The organism is Planococcus donghaensis, from assembly GCF_001687665.2.
In the GTDB taxonomy this organism is placed as follows: Bacteria; Bacillota; Bacilli; order Bacillales_A; family Planococcaceae; genus Planococcus; species Planococcus donghaensis.
Map to the genome: position 1 here is coordinate 1,037,335 of NZ_CP016543.2, position 16,345 is coordinate 1,053,679.

Annotated in this window: 18 protein-coding genes; 15 read left to right on the forward strand and 3 right to left on the reverse strand. The window is 40.3% G+C overall.

Features of this window, described 5'->3' with window-relative positions; genetic code table 11:
* Positions 1–10: 10 nt before the first annotated feature.
* From BCM40_RS05115 to BCM40_RS05125, 3 genes are all read right to left on the reverse strand, one after another.
* Complete coding sequence (locus tag BCM40_RS05115) at positions 11–436, reverse strand: DUF1801 domain-containing protein (RefSeq protein ID WP_065526862.1); 426 nt, start codon at positions 434–436, stop codon at positions 11–13.
* Positions 437–467: 31 nt separating this feature from the next.
* Positions 468–2,414, reverse strand: a complete 1,947-nt coding sequence (locus BCM40_RS05120) for an elongation factor G (RefSeq protein WP_065526861.1) — start codon at positions 2,412–2,414, stop codon at positions 468–470.
* Between the two features lie 87 nt (positions 2,415–2,501).
* Positions 2,502–3,050: an N-acetylmuramoyl-L-alanine amidase gene (locus BCM40_RS05125; protein WP_065526860.1), complete on the reverse strand. Its 549-nt coding sequence runs from the start codon at positions 3,048–3,050 to the stop codon at positions 2,502–2,504.
* A gap of 166 nt (positions 3,051–3,216) precedes the next feature.
* Here BCM40_RS05125 and hprK point away from each other — a divergent pair, with 166 nt between their 5' ends.
* The 15 genes from hprK to trxB all read left to right on the forward strand — a co-directional run bounded on the left by hprK (position 3,217) and on the right by trxB (position 16,227).
* Positions 3,217–4,143 (forward strand): HPr(Ser) kinase/phosphatase, encoded by a 927-nt coding sequence (gene hprK, locus BCM40_RS05130; protein ID WP_065526859.1) that lies wholly within the window; start codon positions 3,217–3,219, stop codon positions 4,141–4,143.
* Between the two features lie 21 nt (positions 4,144–4,164).
* Complete coding sequence (gene lgt, locus BCM40_RS05135; protein ID WP_065526858.1) at positions 4,165–4,977, forward strand: prolipoprotein diacylglyceryl transferase; 813 nt, start codon at positions 4,165–4,167, stop codon at positions 4,975–4,977.
* A gap of 19 nt (positions 4,978–4,996) precedes the next feature.
* Positions 4,997–5,932 (forward strand): nucleoside recognition domain-containing protein, encoded by a 936-nt coding sequence (locus BCM40_RS05140; RefSeq protein WP_065526857.1) that lies wholly within the window; start codon positions 4,997–4,999, stop codon positions 5,930–5,932.
* A complete protein-coding gene (gene ppaX, locus BCM40_RS05145) occupies positions 5,929–6,585 on the forward strand; it encodes a pyrophosphatase PpaX (RefSeq protein WP_065526856.1) in 657 nt (218 codons plus the stop codon). The genes BCM40_RS05140 and ppaX overlap by 4 nt, the downstream gene beginning before the upstream one ends.
* The gene (locus BCM40_RS05150) at positions 6,582–7,094 is read left to right on the forward strand and encodes an acyltransferase (protein ID WP_065526855.1); all 513 of its coding nucleotides are present in this window, start codon (positions 6,582–6,584) and stop codon (positions 7,092–7,094) included. Before ppaX ends, BCM40_RS05150 begins: the two co-directional genes overlap by 4 nt.
* Before the next feature lie 130 nt (positions 7,095–7,224).
* Positions 7,225–8,382 carry an ATP phosphoribosyltransferase regulatory subunit gene (hisZ, locus tag BCM40_RS05155; protein ID WP_065526854.1) on the forward strand — a complete coding sequence of 386 codons (1,158 nt, stop codon included), beginning with the start codon at positions 7,225–7,227 and terminating at the stop codon, positions 8,380–8,382.
* Positions 8,382–9,008: an ATP phosphoribosyltransferase gene (gene hisG, locus BCM40_RS05160; RefSeq protein WP_065526853.1), complete on the forward strand. Its 627-nt coding sequence runs from the start codon at positions 8,382–8,384 to the stop codon at positions 9,006–9,008. Before hisZ ends, hisG begins: the two co-directional genes overlap by 1 nt.
* Entirely contained in the window at positions 9,005–10,288 is a 1,284-nt protein-coding gene (gene hisD, locus BCM40_RS05165) for a histidinol dehydrogenase (protein WP_065526852.1), read from the forward strand. The genes hisG and hisD overlap by 4 nt, the downstream gene beginning before the upstream one ends.
* Positions 10,285–10,872, forward strand: coding sequence for an imidazoleglycerol-phosphate dehydratase HisB (gene hisB, locus BCM40_RS05170; RefSeq protein ID WP_065526851.1), 588 nt, complete (start codon positions 10,285–10,287; stop codon positions 10,870–10,872). Before hisD ends, hisB begins: the two co-directional genes overlap by 4 nt.
* Complete coding sequence (gene hisH, locus BCM40_RS05175) at positions 10,869–11,498, forward strand: imidazole glycerol phosphate synthase subunit HisH (protein ID WP_065526850.1); 630 nt, start codon at positions 10,869–10,871, stop codon at positions 11,496–11,498. Before hisB ends, hisH begins: the two co-directional genes overlap by 4 nt.
* Positions 11,491–12,219 (forward strand): 1-(5-phosphoribosyl)-5-[(5-phosphoribosylamino)methylideneamino]imidazole-4-carboxamide isomerase, encoded by a 729-nt coding sequence (gene hisA, locus BCM40_RS05180; protein ID WP_065526849.1) that lies wholly within the window; start codon positions 11,491–11,493, stop codon positions 12,217–12,219. Before hisH ends, hisA begins: the two co-directional genes overlap by 8 nt.
* The gene (gene hisF, locus BCM40_RS05185; RefSeq protein WP_065526848.1) at positions 12,213–12,965 is read left to right on the forward strand and encodes an imidazole glycerol phosphate synthase subunit HisF; all 753 of its coding nucleotides are present in this window, start codon (positions 12,213–12,215) and stop codon (positions 12,963–12,965) included. Before hisA ends, hisF begins: the two co-directional genes overlap by 7 nt.
* Complete coding sequence (hisIE, locus tag BCM40_RS05190) at positions 12,962–13,585, forward strand: bifunctional phosphoribosyl-AMP cyclohydrolase/phosphoribosyl-ATP diphosphatase HisIE (protein WP_065526847.1); 624 nt, start codon at positions 12,962–12,964, stop codon at positions 13,583–13,585. Before hisF ends, hisIE begins: the two co-directional genes overlap by 4 nt.
* Before the next feature lie 85 nt (positions 13,586–13,670).
* Positions 13,671–15,194 carry a tetratricopeptide repeat protein gene (locus BCM40_RS05195; RefSeq protein WP_065526846.1) on the forward strand — a complete coding sequence of 508 codons (1,524 nt, stop codon included), beginning with the start codon at positions 13,671–13,673 and terminating at the stop codon, positions 15,192–15,194.
* A 70-nt stretch (positions 15,195–15,264) separates the two neighbouring features.
* Entirely contained in the window at positions 15,265–16,227 is a 963-nt protein-coding gene (gene trxB / locus BCM40_RS05200) for a thioredoxin-disulfide reductase (protein ID WP_065526845.1), read from the forward strand.
* The last annotated feature ends 118 nt before the right edge of the window (positions 16,228–16,345 follow it).

The window sequence follows — 16,345 nt, forward strand, 5'->3', positions numbered from 1 at the left end:
AGTAAAAGTATTATTTTTGTTCTGGATATAAATCTTGCAAAAACTCAATGGATTGTTTGATCAATTGTTGAAGTATATCCAGATCGATGTCTTCGATTTTATTAATATAAACACAAGATTTTCCGGTGGTGTGCTTGCCGAATTTCTCTAACAAAGGGCCACGGTTCTCGTCACCGGTCGCAAAATACAAACTAATTTTTGCTTTACGGGGAGAAAAACCGACAAGTGGCGCATCGCCTTCATGACCAGTTTTGTAGACATAATGGTAAGAACCAAAGCCGATGATGCTTGGCCCCCACATTTTAGGGGGATAACCACTGGTTTGTTCAAATAATTCTACGAGTTGATAAGCATCATGCCGTTTTTTAGGGTGTTCAACCGATTCAATAAATTCAATAACATCTCTATCGTTTTCTTTTGTTTTCGGTTCGTACATAATCAATCCCTCTTTTCATCCAGATGTGATTTTACAAACAATGCATTGCTTTTTTAGCTTCGGCCCACGGAACTTTATAACCTTGACCTTTAGCACAAAATATAGAAGTCGAAGTATAGAGCGGATCGGCATTTTTGTCGTAGCCCATCTTGGAAATCACATGAGCTTCATTGTGGCATACATCGTACCCATCAAATAGTAAACGGAGCGATCCTTTGCCATGAGTCCATGCAGCAAACTCCGTGCTGTAATTCATAAATGTTGCAACAGGTACACGACCTTCAATCGTTGTTTTGCCGTCAATTGTTTCTGGTGTTTCAAAACTGCCATAAGCTTGTTGTATATCAGATAGTACTTTCCCAATTTGTTCAAAGTTAACTTTTATTTTGAATCGATACATGGGTTCAAGCAATCGATTTTGAGCTTGTTCCAATCCTTGACGAAGAGCACGAAAAGTAGCTTCTCGAAAATCTCCACCTGAAGTATGTTGGTTGTGTCCACGCCCGGTCACTAAGGTTGCTTTAACATCCGTCAAAGGAGAACCCGTTAATAATCCATGATGATGTCGCTCAGTTAAATGATGAAGAATCAAGTTTTGATTGCCCGTAGATAACGCATCAGCGTGACACGAATTCCCGATTTGAAAACCACTGCCTCGTTCGCCAGGTTCTAATTTCAAATGAACTTCTGCATAGTGGCGGAGTGGTTCAAAATGGCCGTAGCCCATAACAAGCGCATCAATTGTTTCTTTGTAAAGAATTTCTGGTATTCCAAACTGGATAGAATAACCAAAGCGCTCGAGGATGACTTGTTCTAATACTTCAAGCTGAATAATGCCCATTACTTGAATTTGGATCTTTTGAAAATGTTCATCCCAGTAAACCGATAGGGAAGGGTCTTCTGCACCGAGTAGTTGAAAGCTCCTTAACACTTCTTTTACATGCACAGTTGAATTAAATAACACGGTTGATTTTAAAGTAGGGAATACTTCTGATTGGGTGTTGTTTGAACAATTGCCAATCACCTCCCCAATTGATGCTTCGGATAATCCAGCAATCGCAAACAGTTCTCCTGCAACAGCTTGTTCCACTGTTTGAAATTTCATGCCATTGTAAATTCGGATTTGTGATACTTTTTCTTCTACATGTTTTGGTCCATAGGAAAGTTTATCACGAACATTGAGTGTGCCACTTACAGCTTTCAAAAAGCATATTCGGTTTCCATTCTCATCATGTCTAATTTTATAAATCCGGGCTCCAAATGGTTCAGCTTGTTGATAAGCACTGACGGTTAATTGGTCAAGTTGATGCAAAAACTCAGAAATGCCGGTATCTTGTAAGGCAGAACCGCTGGCGCACGGGAAAATGAGATTTGAAGCAATCAGGTATTGAAAGTGTTCAAGCCAAAGCGCTTCTTCGTAGCCAGTTTCTACATATCGAGATAATAGCTCTTCATCTCGTTCTGCGATAAATTCGATTAAAGATTCACTCATCTGTCCATTTTGGAAATCGAATGTGATATCACAAGCATTTTTTGAGAAATTCGTTTGAATTTCATTTAACACTTGCTTAGGGTTTGCACCTTCGCGATCGGTTTTATTGATGAAGAAAAAAACGGGAACTTGGTGCTTTTGTAGAAGCTCCCAAACAGTTTCCGTATGTCCTTCAATCCCATCAACCGCACTGATGATAATAATGGCGTAATCCATTACTTGAATTGAACGTTCCATTTCTGGTGAAAAATCGACATGTCCAGGTGTATCGATGAGAAAGTAAGTTGAATCTTTATAAGAAAAAGTCGCTTGATCTGCAAAAATAGTAATGCCTCTACTTTTTTCAATACTGTGACTATCTAGAAAAGCACTTTGGTGATCCACTCGACCACGCTCACGAATACTTTTTGTATGATAAAGCAATTGCTCTGAAAATGTAGTTTTACCGGCATCAACATGTGCCAGGATACCAATCGTTTTGTTCATATTGTCACCTCTTGGTTTTAGTGTAGCAGAATTTATATTTATCCATAAGAAAAACGCGAAAACCGAATAGGCTTTCGCGTTGAAACTTTAAATACTGTTTTCAAAACAAGCAATACCAAAGCAAATGCCTTGTGCACAACGCTTTCGGTAAAGTAGAGACTTGAGCAAATCAACTTCCTGTTTATGTGTCATGAAACCACATTCCACGAGTATAGCTGGCATATGGGTATCGCGCAGTACGGCAAAATCAGCTTGTTTAACACCCCGATTTTTTCTCCCTGTAATCAACACTAACGATTGTTGAACCATGGCTGCTAATTTTTGTGTAGCTTCTTGAGGTTTATGGTATATAAACGTCTCTATTCCATTTGCAGAACTAAACGTATGACCCGCTGCATTCGCATGAATTGAAATGAATAAATCCACACGCAATTGATTTGCAAGCCGTGTTCGTTCGTGAAGGGGCACGTCTAAATCAGGTTGGTGACTAAAAAACACACTATGGCCATCTAGTAGTAATTGTTTTTTTACCTCTTCTGCCACAGCAGTATTAAAATAAAACTCTCGCAACTTCCCATCGGGTGAGCGCTTTCCAGGTGTATTTGGCCCATGCCCGGCATCGATCATTATTTTCATGTTGAATCTCCTCCTTTTTCTAGTTATATAGCTAAAGGAAGTGAGGGAAGGGACAAAAATCTTCAAATATAGTTTATCCATGGTAAAATAAAAGCAAACCGCATGCAAAACTAGCTATTTCGACAAAATTCGAAATAATGTGTGGATAGGAAGTGAGGAGCAAAGAATGGGGCAAGTAACGACAAAACAAGTCATGAAAATGTTTGACCTAGATTTAATCAGCGGAGAAGAAGGCATTGGTCGTCATATTCCCATTAGTGATATTTCGAGACCGGGTTTGGAAATGGCGGGATATTTTACGCATTATCCAGCAAACCGTGTGCAATTGCTCGGGAAAACGGAGCTTTCTTTTTTTGCGATGTTAACACCAAAAGAGCGTACCGAACGAATGATGAAACTTTGTACTGACGACACACCAGCAATCATTGTTTCGCATGGCGTTTCAGTTCCAAATGAATTGATTGCGGCTTCAAGCAACCGGCATGTTCCGGTTTTGACGACTCCAATGTCGACCACTCGTTTTTCAAGTTTACTGACAAACTTTTTAGAAAGTAAATTAGCTCCTACCACAGCGGTTCATGGTGTGCTTGTTGATATATATGGTGTAGGGGTTTTACTAACAGGAAAAAGTGGTGTTGGTAAAAGTGAAACTGCGCTTGAACTTGTCAAAAAAGGACATCGTTTAGTTGCTGATGACTGTGTAGAAATTCACCAGGAAGGTGAAAATACCCTAGTTGGATCGGCACCGAAATTAATCGAGCATCTGCTTGAAATTCGTGGAGTTGGCATCATTGACATTATGACGTTATTTGGTGCGAGTGCAGTTCGTACATTTAAACGAATTTCACTAGTGATTGATTTGGAAATATGGGATCAAGATAAAACATACGATCGGCTAGGATTAGAAGAAGAAAAGATGAAAATTATAGATACACAAGTAACAAAACTGACAATTCCAGTTCGCCCTGGACGAAATTTATCCGTTATTATCGAAGTAGCAGCGATGAACTATCGTTTAAAACGAATGGGCGTTAATGCAGCTGAAGAATTTTCGAATCGTCTTAATGACGTTATTGCTCAAGACACAAATTAAGCGAATGGGAAGGTGCACAAAATGTTTTCATTATTAGCTACAATCGACCCCGTCGCTTTTTCACTCGGACCGATTTCAGTTCGTTGGTATGGCGTAATCATCGCAGCAGGGATTGTCATCGCTTTTTTAGTAGGACAGCGTGAGATGGTTAAACGGGGATTGCATAACGAATTTTTAACAGATTTATTGATATGGGCGGTTCCGCTCGCGATTGTGGGTGCACGTATTTATTATGTGGCTTTTGAGTGGGAACATTATAAAGGTAACCCCGGAGAAATTATTGCCATATGGAATGGTGGAATCGCGATTCATGGTGCTTTGATTGCATCAGTGATTGTCGCTTATCTGTTTACGAAAAAGCGCAATACTTCATTTTTAAGAGTAGCGGATATTTTAGCGCCAAGTATTTTAATTGGGCAAGCGATAGGCCGTTGGGGAAATTTCATTAACCAAGAAGCACATGGTGGAGAAGTGTCACGCACGTTCTTAGAAAATTTATTTATTCCTGATTGGATTATTAATCATATGTACATAGATGGAGCTTATTACCACCCAACCTTCTTGTATGAATCTATGTGGAGCCTAGTAGGTATTATCATTTTACTGTTGCTTCGTAACGTTAACTTAGTGCGAGGGGAAATGTTTTTCTTCTATATGATATGGTATTCTGTTGGTCGCTTTTTTATCGAAGCAATGCGGACAGATAGCTTGTATGTAGTTGGGGAACTTCGGGCAGCACAACTTGTATCTGTAATTGCCATCGTCATTGCCGTGGTATTAATTGTATACCGTCGTGTAGCAATTAAAAATCCACCCCATTACAAAGATAACTAATAAAGAAAAGAGCGATTAAATGACGACATTGAAAAATGGATTGAAGGCAGGGTTAAAAACGACTTGGTCGTTAGGGAAAATTATTTTTCCGATTACCTTGCTCATTACTATGCTTCAATATACACCGGTCTTGCCTTTTGTTATTAATTTAATTGCGCCAGTTATGGGCTTGTTTGGCTTAAGTGGAGATGCGGCAATTCCATTAGTTCTGGGGAACGCGCTTAATTTATATGCGGGTATCGCCGGCATCTTGTCTTTGGAATTAACAGTCAAAGAAGTGTTTATCTTGGCAGTTATGCTATCATTTTCACATAATATTTTTATCGAGACTGGGGTGGCATTAAAGGTTGGCGTTAAGCTATGGGTCGTGTTAGTTGTCCGTTTCGGATTGGCTGCACTTTCTGGTGTCATCATCAACTTGTTTTGGCAAGGTGGAGGAGAACTAGCTCAATACGGCTTTGCACCTGAAGTTTCTGCGACGCCTGAGAGTTGGGTAGGGATTTTGTTCATTGGGCTAGAGAAAGCTTCATTTGGTGTTTTGCAATTGGCAATGATTGTGATTCCGTTAATGGTTATGATCCAGATTTTAAAAGATAAACACTACCTCCAAAAAATATCTGACACACTAGGCCCTTTAACTCGATTATTGGGTGTTCAAAAAAATGCTTCATTAACATTAGCTTCTGGACTTGTTTTTGGATTGGCTATGGGAGCAGGTGTGATGATTCAAGCTGTGCAAGAAGATGGTGTTAGTAAAAAAGACGCGACTTTAGTGTTTATATTCTTAGTGGCTTGTCACGCCATCGTCGAAGATACGCTAATCTTTATCCCATTAGGAATTCCGATATGGCCGCTACTCGCAATTCGTATAGTTACAGCGCTTGGGTTAACTATATTCATCGCTTATATGTGGCGTAAAGGAGAAGAAAAGCAGAAGGAAGTGGTTTCTACATGACAGAGAAAAAAATCAATACACTTTTATTCGATTTTGATGGTACGTTATTAGATACAAACGAACTAATCATTCAAACTTTCTTAGCTGTGCTTGATCAACATTATCCGGGCCGTTTTAATCGAGAAGATGCGTTGCACTTTATTGGCCCGTCATTAGAACAAACTTTTACCGCTATTGACCCAAACCGTGTAGAAGAACTGATAACTGAGTATCGGCAGTTGAACCGAATCATGCACGATGATTTAGTTGAAGAATACGATGGAGTAACTGAGACGTTGCATCATTTGAAAGCGCAAGGGTTGAAAATGGCAATTGTCTCAACAAAACGGAGTGAAACGATTCGTCACGGGTTATCTTTAATGGGGGTTAAGGATGTGTTTGATGTGATAGTTGGTTTAGACCATGTAACCAACCCAAAACCACATCCAGAACCGGTACAACTGGCTTTAACACGATTAGGGGCATCTCCTGATGAAGCGCTAATGATTGGAGATAACTCGCATGATATCGACGGTGGTAAAAATGCAGGAGTGCGAACGGCAGGGGTAGCTTGGGCTGCAAAAGGCGAGGACTACTTGGCTAAATTCAAACCAGATTTTATGCTTCAGCACATTAGCGATTTACTGGAATTAACAAAAGAGGCTGTAAAATGAGAAACACCCAACGCCATTTTGTAGAAGGACCGAATTCACTTTGGCATATTTACAAAACGGTGCCATTTTGGAAAGTTGCCAAAAATTTTTTAGTAATTCAAACAGCGAGATATACACCGTTTTTGCCAATGAAAAATTGGTTGTATAAAACTTTTTTGAAAATGAAAATCGGAAAACATTCTTCTTTTGCGTTAATGGTGATGCCGGATGTTATGTTTCCCGAGAAAATTACAGTTGGAGAAAACTCTGTAATTGGCTACAATACAACGATTCTTGCACACGAATATTTAATAGATGAATACCGGCTCGGCGACGTGGTCATCGGAGACCGCGTCATGATCGGAGCAAACACTACGATTTTGCCCGGCATTACGATTGGAAACGGTGCCATTGTTTCCGCTGCCACGCTCGTCCATAAAGATGTGCCAGCTGGATCTTTTGTCGGTGGAAATCCGATGAACATCATCTTTACAGCTGAACAAATGGCAGAGCGACAAGCAAAATCCTGAAAGCACTCAGTGCTTTCAGGATTTTTTTCGAGTATATCCCTTGACGATAGACGGAAAAATAAGATAAAATGTGTTTACTTCACCACATTAGCGAGATAAAGTAAAATAACCAATATTAGGGAGTTTTATGATGACTATACAAATGTTTGAGAAACCATTAGGCATGAGAGATGATTTTCCATTTATCGCAAAAAAGAAAGCAGAGCTCCGCGCAAGCGGTACGAATATCATTCAACAAGCGGGTTATGAATTGTTGCAGACACCAACGTTAGAATATTACGAAACCATTGGTAAAATATCGGCTATCGCTGATAACGCCTTGTTTAAACTATTAGACAGTCAAGGAGAAACATTGGTGTTGCGACCAGATATGACATCACCAATCGCACGAGTTGCAGCATCTAAACTATTAAAAGAGAAAATGCCAGTTAGACTTGGCTATTATTCAAATGTCTTTCGTGCTCAAAAACGAGAAGGTGGCCGCCCGGCTGAATTTGAACAAATGGGCGTAGAACTGATAGGCGATGATTCCTTGTATGCCGATGCAGAAGTGATCATTCTTGCAGGCACTATCTTAAAAAACTTAAACATCGAATCTAGTCGTTTCGTAATTGGTCACACGCAATTGCTTCAATTGATTCTTGAAGATTTCGGGTTAAACCAAGAGCAAATAGAACAAGTACGTAGCGCATTTGTTTCTAAAAATAGTGTTGGGTTTGAAACCTTAGCAAAACAATTACCTATCGAAGAGTCAAGAATGGAGTCGTTTATTGGTTTGATTTCCACGACTACTGTCGAAGAATGGCAACAATGGGTCAACCCTCATAATTCGAAACAAAGCTCATTATTTGAAGAGATGAAAAAATTAAAGAAAATATTAGACCGCAATGGATTATCTGAAGCTGTTACTTATGACTTATCATTTAATAGCCACATGACTTATTACACCGGAGTAGTGTTTGAAGTATACGCTGCAGGTAGTGGTTTTTCACTTGGCAATGGTGGAAGATACGACGGTTTGATGAAGCAATTTGGGCTAGAAGTCGGTGCGACTGGTTTTGGTTTGCGTGTCGACAGACTATTAGAAATCATGTCAGCTGTCTCTGAACAACAAGAACATATATTAATTTTGTTCGATGCAGATAATGAGGATCAAGCATTTGACGAAGCACAAAAACTTCGCACAAATGGGACGCGCGTGACGTTGCAATTTGCACCAGCGGTCAAAGCCACTGATGAATTTAGCAACCATTTCAGCAAGGTTCTACGATTGGAAGGTGCTAACTAATGGATGCATTAACTATAGCAATGCCAAAAGGCAGAATATTTGAAGAAGCTTATGAATTGCTGGTGAAAGCTGGCTATGATTTACCGAAAGAACTTGACGATTCAAGAAAGTTAATCGTCGAAGCACCTAATGAGAATATCCGTTTTATTCTTTCAAAACCAATGGATGTTCCAGCCTATGTTGAACACGGGGTAGCAGATATCGGCATTGCAGGAAAAGACGTTATGCTGGAACATGACCGTGATGTTTATGAATTACTAGATCTTGGCATTAGCCGTTGCTATATCGCGACTGCAGGTATGCCAGATTCCCCAATGAATAAAGTTTCACCACGTGTCGCAACTAAATACCCGAAAGTAGCTTCACAATATTACCGTGGCAAAGGCGAACAAGTTGAAATCATTGAATTGAACGGTTCGATTGAATTGGCCCCAATGATTGGCTTGGCTGACCGTATCGTAGATATTGTTTCGACTGGTAAAACGTTAAAAGAAAATGGATTAGTTGAATACGAAAAAATCGTCGACATTACGTCACGTTTAATAGCGAATCCTGTAAGTTATCGCTTGAAGCAAAAGCGTATTAGCGATCTTGTGGAAAGACTAAGAAAGCAGGCAGTTTTATGAAAGTGACTCGTCTTTCTTCAGGAATATCCATTAGAAGAACGATTGCAGAAGGCACTGAACAGCAAGTCACAGCAGTAAAAGCGATTATTCAGGAAGTGAAAGATCACGGAGACAAAGCAATGTTTCGCTTTACTGAAAAATGGGATGGGGCAAAATTAACTTCTTTACGTGTGACAGAAGAAGAAATTGCGCAGGCGGTGGAGCGCTTTGATCCTCAATTGTTAGCGGACTTAACTGAAGCAGCGGCGAATATTCGGAAGTACCACGAAAGTCAACAGCAACAAGGTTATCGTTTAGATAATGAAGATGGCTCATATGTCGCACAACGTGTAACAGCCATCGAATCAGCTGGGCTTTATGTGCCGGGCGGTACCGCTGCATATCCATCATCGGTATTGATGAATGTCATACCAGCACAAGTAGCGGGAGTTTCACGCATTGTGCTTATATCCCCACCAAGTAAAGACGGTACTTTGTCGGATGGCGTACTCGCATCCGCTCATATTCTCGGCATTTCGGAAGTGTATAAATCGGGTGGTGCACAAGCGGTTGCTGCATTAGCTTACGGCACAGAATCGATTGTACCCGTTGATAAAATTACAGGACCTGGCAATATTTTTGTCGCCCTTGCTAAACGAGAAGTAAATGGGGACGTGGCCATTGACATGATTGCTGGACCAAGTGAAATTGCGATTATTGCGGATGATACAGCTTATGCAGATGAAGTAGCTGCAGATTTGTTGTCTCAAGCGGAACATGATCCACTTGCTAGCGCTGTATTACTTACAACAAGCGAAAAACTAGCAGATGCGGTTTCCGAACAAGTGGAGAAACAGCTGGCAAGTTTGCCGCGTGAAGCTATTGCCAGCCCAGCAATTGCAAACCACAGCATGATTTATATTGGAGACTCAATAAATGAGCTCATTGAAGCTGCAGATCAACTAGCACCCGAACATTTGGAAATTATGACAGCAGATGCCGAAGCAGTCGCTGATAAAATTCGCCATGCCGGCGCTATTTTTATCGGCCGTTACTCTTCTGAACCAATTGGTGATTATTTCGCGGGAACGAATCACGTTTTGCCGACAAATAGCACGGCCCGTTTTTCAAGTGCATTATCGGTATATGACTTTATAAAACGAACGAGCATTATTCGCTATAGTGAAAAAGCGTGGCAAAACAATAAAGAAAAAATCGCTCGTCTAGCACGTCTTGAAGGCTTAGAAGGACATGCACGTGCAGTCGAATCACGGTCGTGGGAAAAGGGGACAACTAAATGAGACAAGCTGAAATCAAACGCAATACCAATGAAACGAAAGTAGCCATCAACTTTTCATTAGACGGCGAAGGAAAGTCAGTTATTGATACAGGTGTTCCATTTATGGACCATATGTTGGATTTGTTTATTAAGCACGGATTGTTTGATGGAGAAATTAAGGCAGATGGTGATACGCATATTGATGATCACCACACGACCGAAGACATTGGCATTGTTTTAGGACAAGCTGTGAAAGAAGCGCTTGGCGATAAAAAGGGCATACGTCGTTATGGCAATGCATTTGTCCCAATGGACGACGCCTTAGCGCAAGTGGTGATCGACTGCTCTAATCGTCCTCACTTAGAATTGCGTTGCGATTCGCTGAAAGAAAAAGTGGGAACATTTGATACAGAGCTAGTAGAAGAGTTTTTGTGGAAATTTGCACTTGAGTCACGTATGAACGTTCACGTTATTGTTCATTATGGCAAAAATACACACCACATTATTGAAGCAATCTTTAAAGCATTAGCACGTGCACTTGATGAAGCAACAATGATTGATCCACGAGTTAAAGGTGTACCATCAACAAAGGGGCTGTTAACATGATTATTGGGATCATCGATTATGGCATGGGCAATTTATTCAGTGTTGAACAAGCATTGAAAAAACTAGAATGCACAGTGATTATCTCAGATGATCCGGCTGTGTTAGAGGAAGCAGAAGGCATTATACTTCCAGGTGTAGGGGCATTTCCTGACGCTATGGAGTTATTAAATCAAAAAGGGTTGTCTGAATTTATTCAATCCTTGCCAGAAAAAAACATTCCACTTCTTGGAATATGTCTTGGTATGCAGTTATTGTATGAAGATAGTTCAGAAGTTAAACCAACAAAAGGCTTAGGTTTATTAACAGGACAAATTCGTCGTTTTGAAAAAGGAACATATCGAATTCCACATATGGGATGGAATCGTTTGGAGTTTTCCCATATGCCGTATTGGTTGGATGATTTGTTAAGTGACACGCATGTTTATTTTGTTCACTCGTTTTTAGCGGTTAATACAAAAGAACAAGAAGTGTTAGCGACTGCAAGTTATGGGAATTCATCTGTTCCGGGTGTCGTAGGAAAAGGGCTAATAACAGGCATGCAATTCCATCCGGAAAAGTCTGGAGATTTCGGTCATTATTTATTAGAACAGTGGATTGCAAATGTTAGGAGGAACCTCAATGACTAACTTTCAAATTTATCCTGCGATTGATTTGCGGGATGGTAAATGTGTGCGTTTGTTTCAAGGTGACTATGCACAGGAAACCATCTATGGAGATTCGCCCGTTGACATGGCGAAAAAATTTGTAGATGCTGGTGCAGAGTGGATACATATGGTTGATTTGGACGGTGCCAAAGATGGCGTCCGCGTTAATGATCAAGTGGTAATTGAAGCTGCAAAATTAGGTGCTAATGTACAAATCGGTGGCGGCATTCGGACGCGTGAAGATATCGAACATTATTTATCAAATGGTGTGAAACGTGTCATCATTGGCAGTTTAGCAATTCGTAACCCAGAACTTGCTGTATCATTTATTGAGGAATTTGGAGCTGAGCAGATTGTCATTGGCATTGATGCGAAAAATGGCATGGCGGCAACTGAAGGTTGGATTGAAACATCAGGACAAGCCGCGACTGAAGTTGCTGATTACTTTGCTTCAAAAGGTGCTAAACATTTTATCTATACCGATATCGCAACAGACGGGACGTTAGCAGGACCTAATATCGGAGCCAATAAAGCTTTAGCAAAGTCTGAAAAAGCCCAAATTATTGTCTCTGGTGGCATTGGTTCACTGGAAGATGTGAAAAATGTAAAAAAAGCAGCGGAACAAAGCAATATTGCAGGTGTCATTATCGGCAAAGCACTATATGAAAACCGCTTTACACTAGAGGAGGCATTGTCATGCTGACAAAACGCATTATTCCATGTCTCGATGTTAAAGAAGGACGCGTTGTGAAAGGTGTAAGCTTTGTATCGCTACGTGATGCAGGAGACCCTGTAGAACTGGCTCGTTTTTACGACAAACAAGGTGCAGATGAGTTGGTCTTTTTAGACATTTCAGCGTCTCATGAGGGCAAAGAAACTATGGTCGAAGTGGTTAAAATCGTTGCAACGGAATTATCAATTCCCTTCACAGTGGGTGGCGGGATTCGCAGCTTAGATGATATGAAGAGAATGTTGCGCGCTGGTGCTGATAAAGTATCGTTAAATACGGCAGCACTAGATCGCCCGGAGTTAATCAAAGAAGGTGCAGATTTTTTTGGTTCACAATGTATTGTGGTCGCGATTGATGCTAAGAAAAATGGCGACAGCTGGGACGTATACACACACGGTGGACGCAACAAAACCGAATGGTCAGCTGTAGAATGGGCAAAAAAATGCGTCAAGCTTGGCGCAGGTGAATTGCTATTAACGAGCATGGACAAAGACGGCTCAAAAGACGGCTTTGATTTGGAATTGACTCGCGCTGTACGTGAAGCAGTGGAAGTTCCAGTAATTGCTAGTGGTGGTGCTGGTAACAGAGAACATTTTGATGAAGTATTTAAAAGTGTAGACGCTGACGCAGCATTGGCAGCATCGATTTTTCATTATAAAGAAACCAGTGTTGCAGAAATAAAAGATTATTTACGCAAAGAGGGAGTGAATGTCCGATGACTACGATTCAATATGACCAAAACGGGCTAATTCCCGTCATTATCCAACATACTGAAACAAAAGAAATCTTAACGCTTGCTTATGCGAATAAAGAAGCTGTGCAAAAAACAATGGATACAAATGAAACTTGGCTATATTCAAGAAGCCGCAACGAATTATGGAACAAAGGCGCAACGAGCGGCAATACGCAGCAAGTAACGGCGGTTCGATTAGATTGTGACGGCGATTCACTCATTTATGAGGTAATTCCAAATGGTCCAGCTTGTCACACCGGACAGAACAGCTGCTTTTATGAAACGATTCACGGTGAATCGAACGAGTCGCCAGGAGATATGATTGCGCAATTAGCGGCATTGATCAAAACACGCGAAAAGGAAATGCCAGAAGGCGCATATACAACGTATTTGTTTAATGAAGGCGTCGATAAAATTTGCAAAAAAGTTGGCGAAGAAGCAGCAGAAGTTATTATTGCTGCAAAAAATCGGGATGCTGAAGAATTATCAATGGAAGCGGCCGACTTGCTGTATCATGTATTAGTTTTGTTACAAGAACAAAAAGTAGATTTCAGCCAAGTGGTAGATGTATTAAAAGAGCGACATACACCAAAAACGGGCAAGTAAATAATAGGGAAATATGCTATAATTACAGCACATTTGAGTTTGGAGACGATTTTAATCGTCTCTTTTACTTTTTCGGAGGCATATTTTGGAGAATAAAAAAAGAAACGATAAGAACATACTGTCTTTTATACCGACAGGGGAATTTTACTATAGAAAAGCGATGAAAGAGCTTCAGCGTGAAAATTACCCAAAAGCACACAAGTATTTGCGTCGTGCTACAGAGCTTAGCCCAAAAGACGCGCTTTTTTTAACACAATATGGCATTGTGTTGATGGAAATGCAAGAATTCGAACAGTCGATGGATGCGTTGCATGCTGCACATGAATTGGATGCGAAAGACCCTGATGTTTTGTTTTTCCTTGCTGAAGTCCATGCACATATGGGCTTATTTTGGGATGCGCGAAACTATGCGAAACAATATTTAGTTTTTGAAACGCAAGGAAAATATGCGGCTGAAGCGATGAGTATTATTGATTTTGCAGAACAAGAAGAGTGGCAAATTTTTGATGAAGATGGTGAAAATCAAGAAAGTGAATTCCATTATCAGCAGGAAAAAGCACGGCGTATGATGGAAAATGGCGATTTTAAAAACGCTATCGAACTACTTGAAAAGGTAATCGCTGAAAAACCTGAATTTTGGGGTGCTTATAACAATTTAGCGCTAGCCTATTTTTATATTGGAGAAGCCGAAATGGCGAAAGCTTTACTTTATGATGTCTTGCGTAGAAATACCGGCAATTTGCATGCTTTATGTAATTTAGCTGTTTTTCATTATTATGAAAAAAATGATGAGTTAGAGGATATTCTTGAATTGTTGAAGAAAATTCAGCCATATGTATTTGAACAACGCTACAAATTAGGCGCAACATTTGCTCTAGTTGGGAAATACAAAGAAGCTTATCGATGGTTAAAGAGCTTGCAAAAACGTGGCTTTGAAGGAGATGCGGCATTTTATTTTTGGTTATCGCACGCAGCTTATCATTCAGGACATGAAGAAGCCTCAAGACAAGCTTGGGACCAGTTGAAAAAAATGGATCCCGATAAAGATGGTTATGCACCGTGGAACGAACATTCGGCGATGCCACATGCAGATGCATTAGAACATGATCGCGATTATTTAGTGGAAAAGTTGGATCATGCGAAAAAAAGTGAGCGACTATTTGGTTTGTTTTTATTAGGAAAGTCAGCTCATAAACAAGAAATTATTTCTCATCCGAACTGGCTAGCTTCTGACCAACCATCTGTTATAGAAACTTTTGTGTTGGGTTATGCGCTTGGGCATCCTTTTAAAAAGGAAATACCGGAGGAGCAAGCGTTTATGCGTGCTATGGAAGTTGCAGAACTGTTATATGCAGTAGACAAAATGGTAACTCAGCAGCGAGTCGAAGTATTTAAATTATGGTTCTTACTAGCGGAAAAAGCGTTTAGTGAGAATTATGGGTTTAAAAACCCACCTGCCCTAGCTGCAGCTGTCGAATACATAGTAAAATCAGCTAACAGTGAAAAAGTAACAAAAAAACAAATGGCAGATCGCTTTAGTATTTCTGTTGCTACAGTAACCAAGTATATAAAAGACATGACTGCTTACTTGCCTGAAACAGAGCTATAGGCATAAAAGTTGAAGCTTTAGCTAGAATCTTATACGATTTAGCTACTGAAGAAATAGGAGGCCTATTAATATGACTGAAGCAACTACAATTTATGATGTAATCATTATCGGAGCAGGACCAGCAGGCATGACTGCCGCTGTTTACACTTCTCGCGCAAACTTGACAACGTTAATGCTTGAACGCGGTATTCCAGGAGGTCAAATGGCCAATACGGAAGAAATTGAAAACTATCCAGGATTTGAACACATCTTAGGACCAGATATTTCAACGAAAATGTTTGAACACGCCAAAAAATTCGGTGCTGAATATGCATACGGAGATGTAACAGAAATTATTGATGGGGAAGAGTTCAAAACCATCAAAGCAGGATCTAAAGAATACAAAGCTCGTGCTATTATTGTCACAACAGGTGCAGAGTACAAAAAAATGGGCATTCCAGGTGAATCTGAATTAGGTGGCCGTGGTGTCAGCTATTGTGCAGTATGCGACGGAGCATTCTTTAAAGAGAAAGAATTGGTTGTTGTCGGTGGTGGAGATTCAGCTGTAGAAGAAGGGGTTTACTTGACTCGCTTTGCGAGCAAAGTAACAATTGTTCACAGACGTGATGAACTACGTGCACAAAAAATTCTTCAAGATCGTGCTTTTGCAAACGATAAAATTGACTTTATCTGGAGCCATACCGTGAAAGAAATTCACGATGAAGGAAATGGTAAAGTAGGAGCTGTAACATTAGTATCTACTGAAGATGGTACTGAACAAGAATTTAAAACAGATGGTGTCTTCATCTATATCGGTATGCTTCCATTAACAAAACCATTTGCTGAATTGGGCATTTTAAATGCCGAAGGATATGTTGTAACCAATGAAAAAATGGAAACTTCAGTTCCAGGGATTTACGCAGCGGGCGATGTTCGTGAAAAAACACTACGCCAAGTAGTTACTGCAACAGGCGATGGCAGTATTGCTGCACAAGCCGCTCAACATTATATTGAAGAGTTAGTTGAAAAAATGAGCATGAAAACAGAGGCTTAATTGTTTCTTAATCATTTTGTAACGCGCTTGTCATAGTGGAGCTATATAATAAGAAGAGTAAAATGACCCCCTTTTTTAAAAGAGTTTTTGACAGGCCGTCTTTCGAGCAATTCGAAAG

Excerpts from the sequence above, each read along its gene's own strand:
- hisD (WP_065526852.1), top strand. The coding sequence starts at position 9,005 with ATGAAAGTGACTCGTCTTTCTTCAGGAATATCCATTAGAAGAACGATT.
- hisB (WP_065526851.1), top strand. The coding sequence starts at position 10,285 with ATGAGACAAGCTGAAATCAAACGCAATACCAATGAAACGAAAGTAGCC.
- hisH (WP_065526850.1), top strand. The coding sequence starts at position 10,869 with ATGATTATTGGGATCATCGATTATGGCATGGGCAATTTATTCAGTGTT.
- hisF (WP_065526848.1), top strand. The coding sequence starts at position 12,213 with ATGCTGACAAAACGCATTATTCCATGTCTCGATGTTAAAGAAGGACGC.
- hisA (WP_065526849.1), top strand. The coding sequence starts at position 11,491 with ATGACTAACTTTCAAATTTATCCTGCGATTGATTTGCGGGATGGTAAA.
- hisIE (WP_065526847.1), top strand. The coding sequence starts at position 12,962 with ATGACTACGATTCAATATGACCAAAACGGGCTAATTCCCGTCATTATC.
- lgt (WP_065526858.1), top strand. The coding sequence starts at position 4,165 with ATGTTTTCATTATTAGCTACAATCGACCCCGTCGCTTTTTCACTCGGA.
- BCM40_RS05125 (WP_065526860.1), bottom strand. The coding sequence starts at position 3,050 with ATGAAAATAATGATCGATGCCGGGCATGGGCCAAATACACCTGGAAAG.
- BCM40_RS05140 (WP_065526857.1), top strand. The coding sequence starts at position 4,997 with ATGACGACATTGAAAAATGGATTGAAGGCAGGGTTAAAAACGACTTGG.
- hisG (WP_065526853.1), top strand. The coding sequence starts at position 8,382 with ATGGATGCATTAACTATAGCAATGCCAAAAGGCAGAATATTTGAAGAA.
- trxB (WP_065526845.1), top strand. The coding sequence starts at position 15,265 with ATGACTGAAGCAACTACAATTTATGATGTAATCATTATCGGAGCAGGA.
- BCM40_RS05115 (WP_065526862.1), bottom strand. The coding sequence starts at position 436 with ATGTACGAACCGAAAACAAAAGAAAACGATAGAGATGTTATTGAATTT.
- BCM40_RS05150 (WP_065526855.1), top strand. The coding sequence starts at position 6,582 with ATGAGAAACACCCAACGCCATTTTGTAGAAGGACCGAATTCACTTTGG.
- hisZ (WP_065526854.1), top strand. The coding sequence starts at position 7,225 with ATGACTATACAAATGTTTGAGAAACCATTAGGCATGAGAGATGATTTT.
- ppaX (WP_065526856.1), top strand. The coding sequence starts at position 5,929 with ATGACAGAGAAAAAAATCAATACACTTTTATTCGATTTTGATGGTACG.
- BCM40_RS05120 (WP_065526861.1), bottom strand. The coding sequence starts at position 2,414 with ATGAACAAAACGATTGGTATCCTGGCACATGTTGATGCCGGTAAAACT.
- hprK (WP_065526859.1), top strand. The coding sequence starts at position 3,217 with ATGGGGCAAGTAACGACAAAACAAGTCATGAAAATGTTTGACCTAGAT.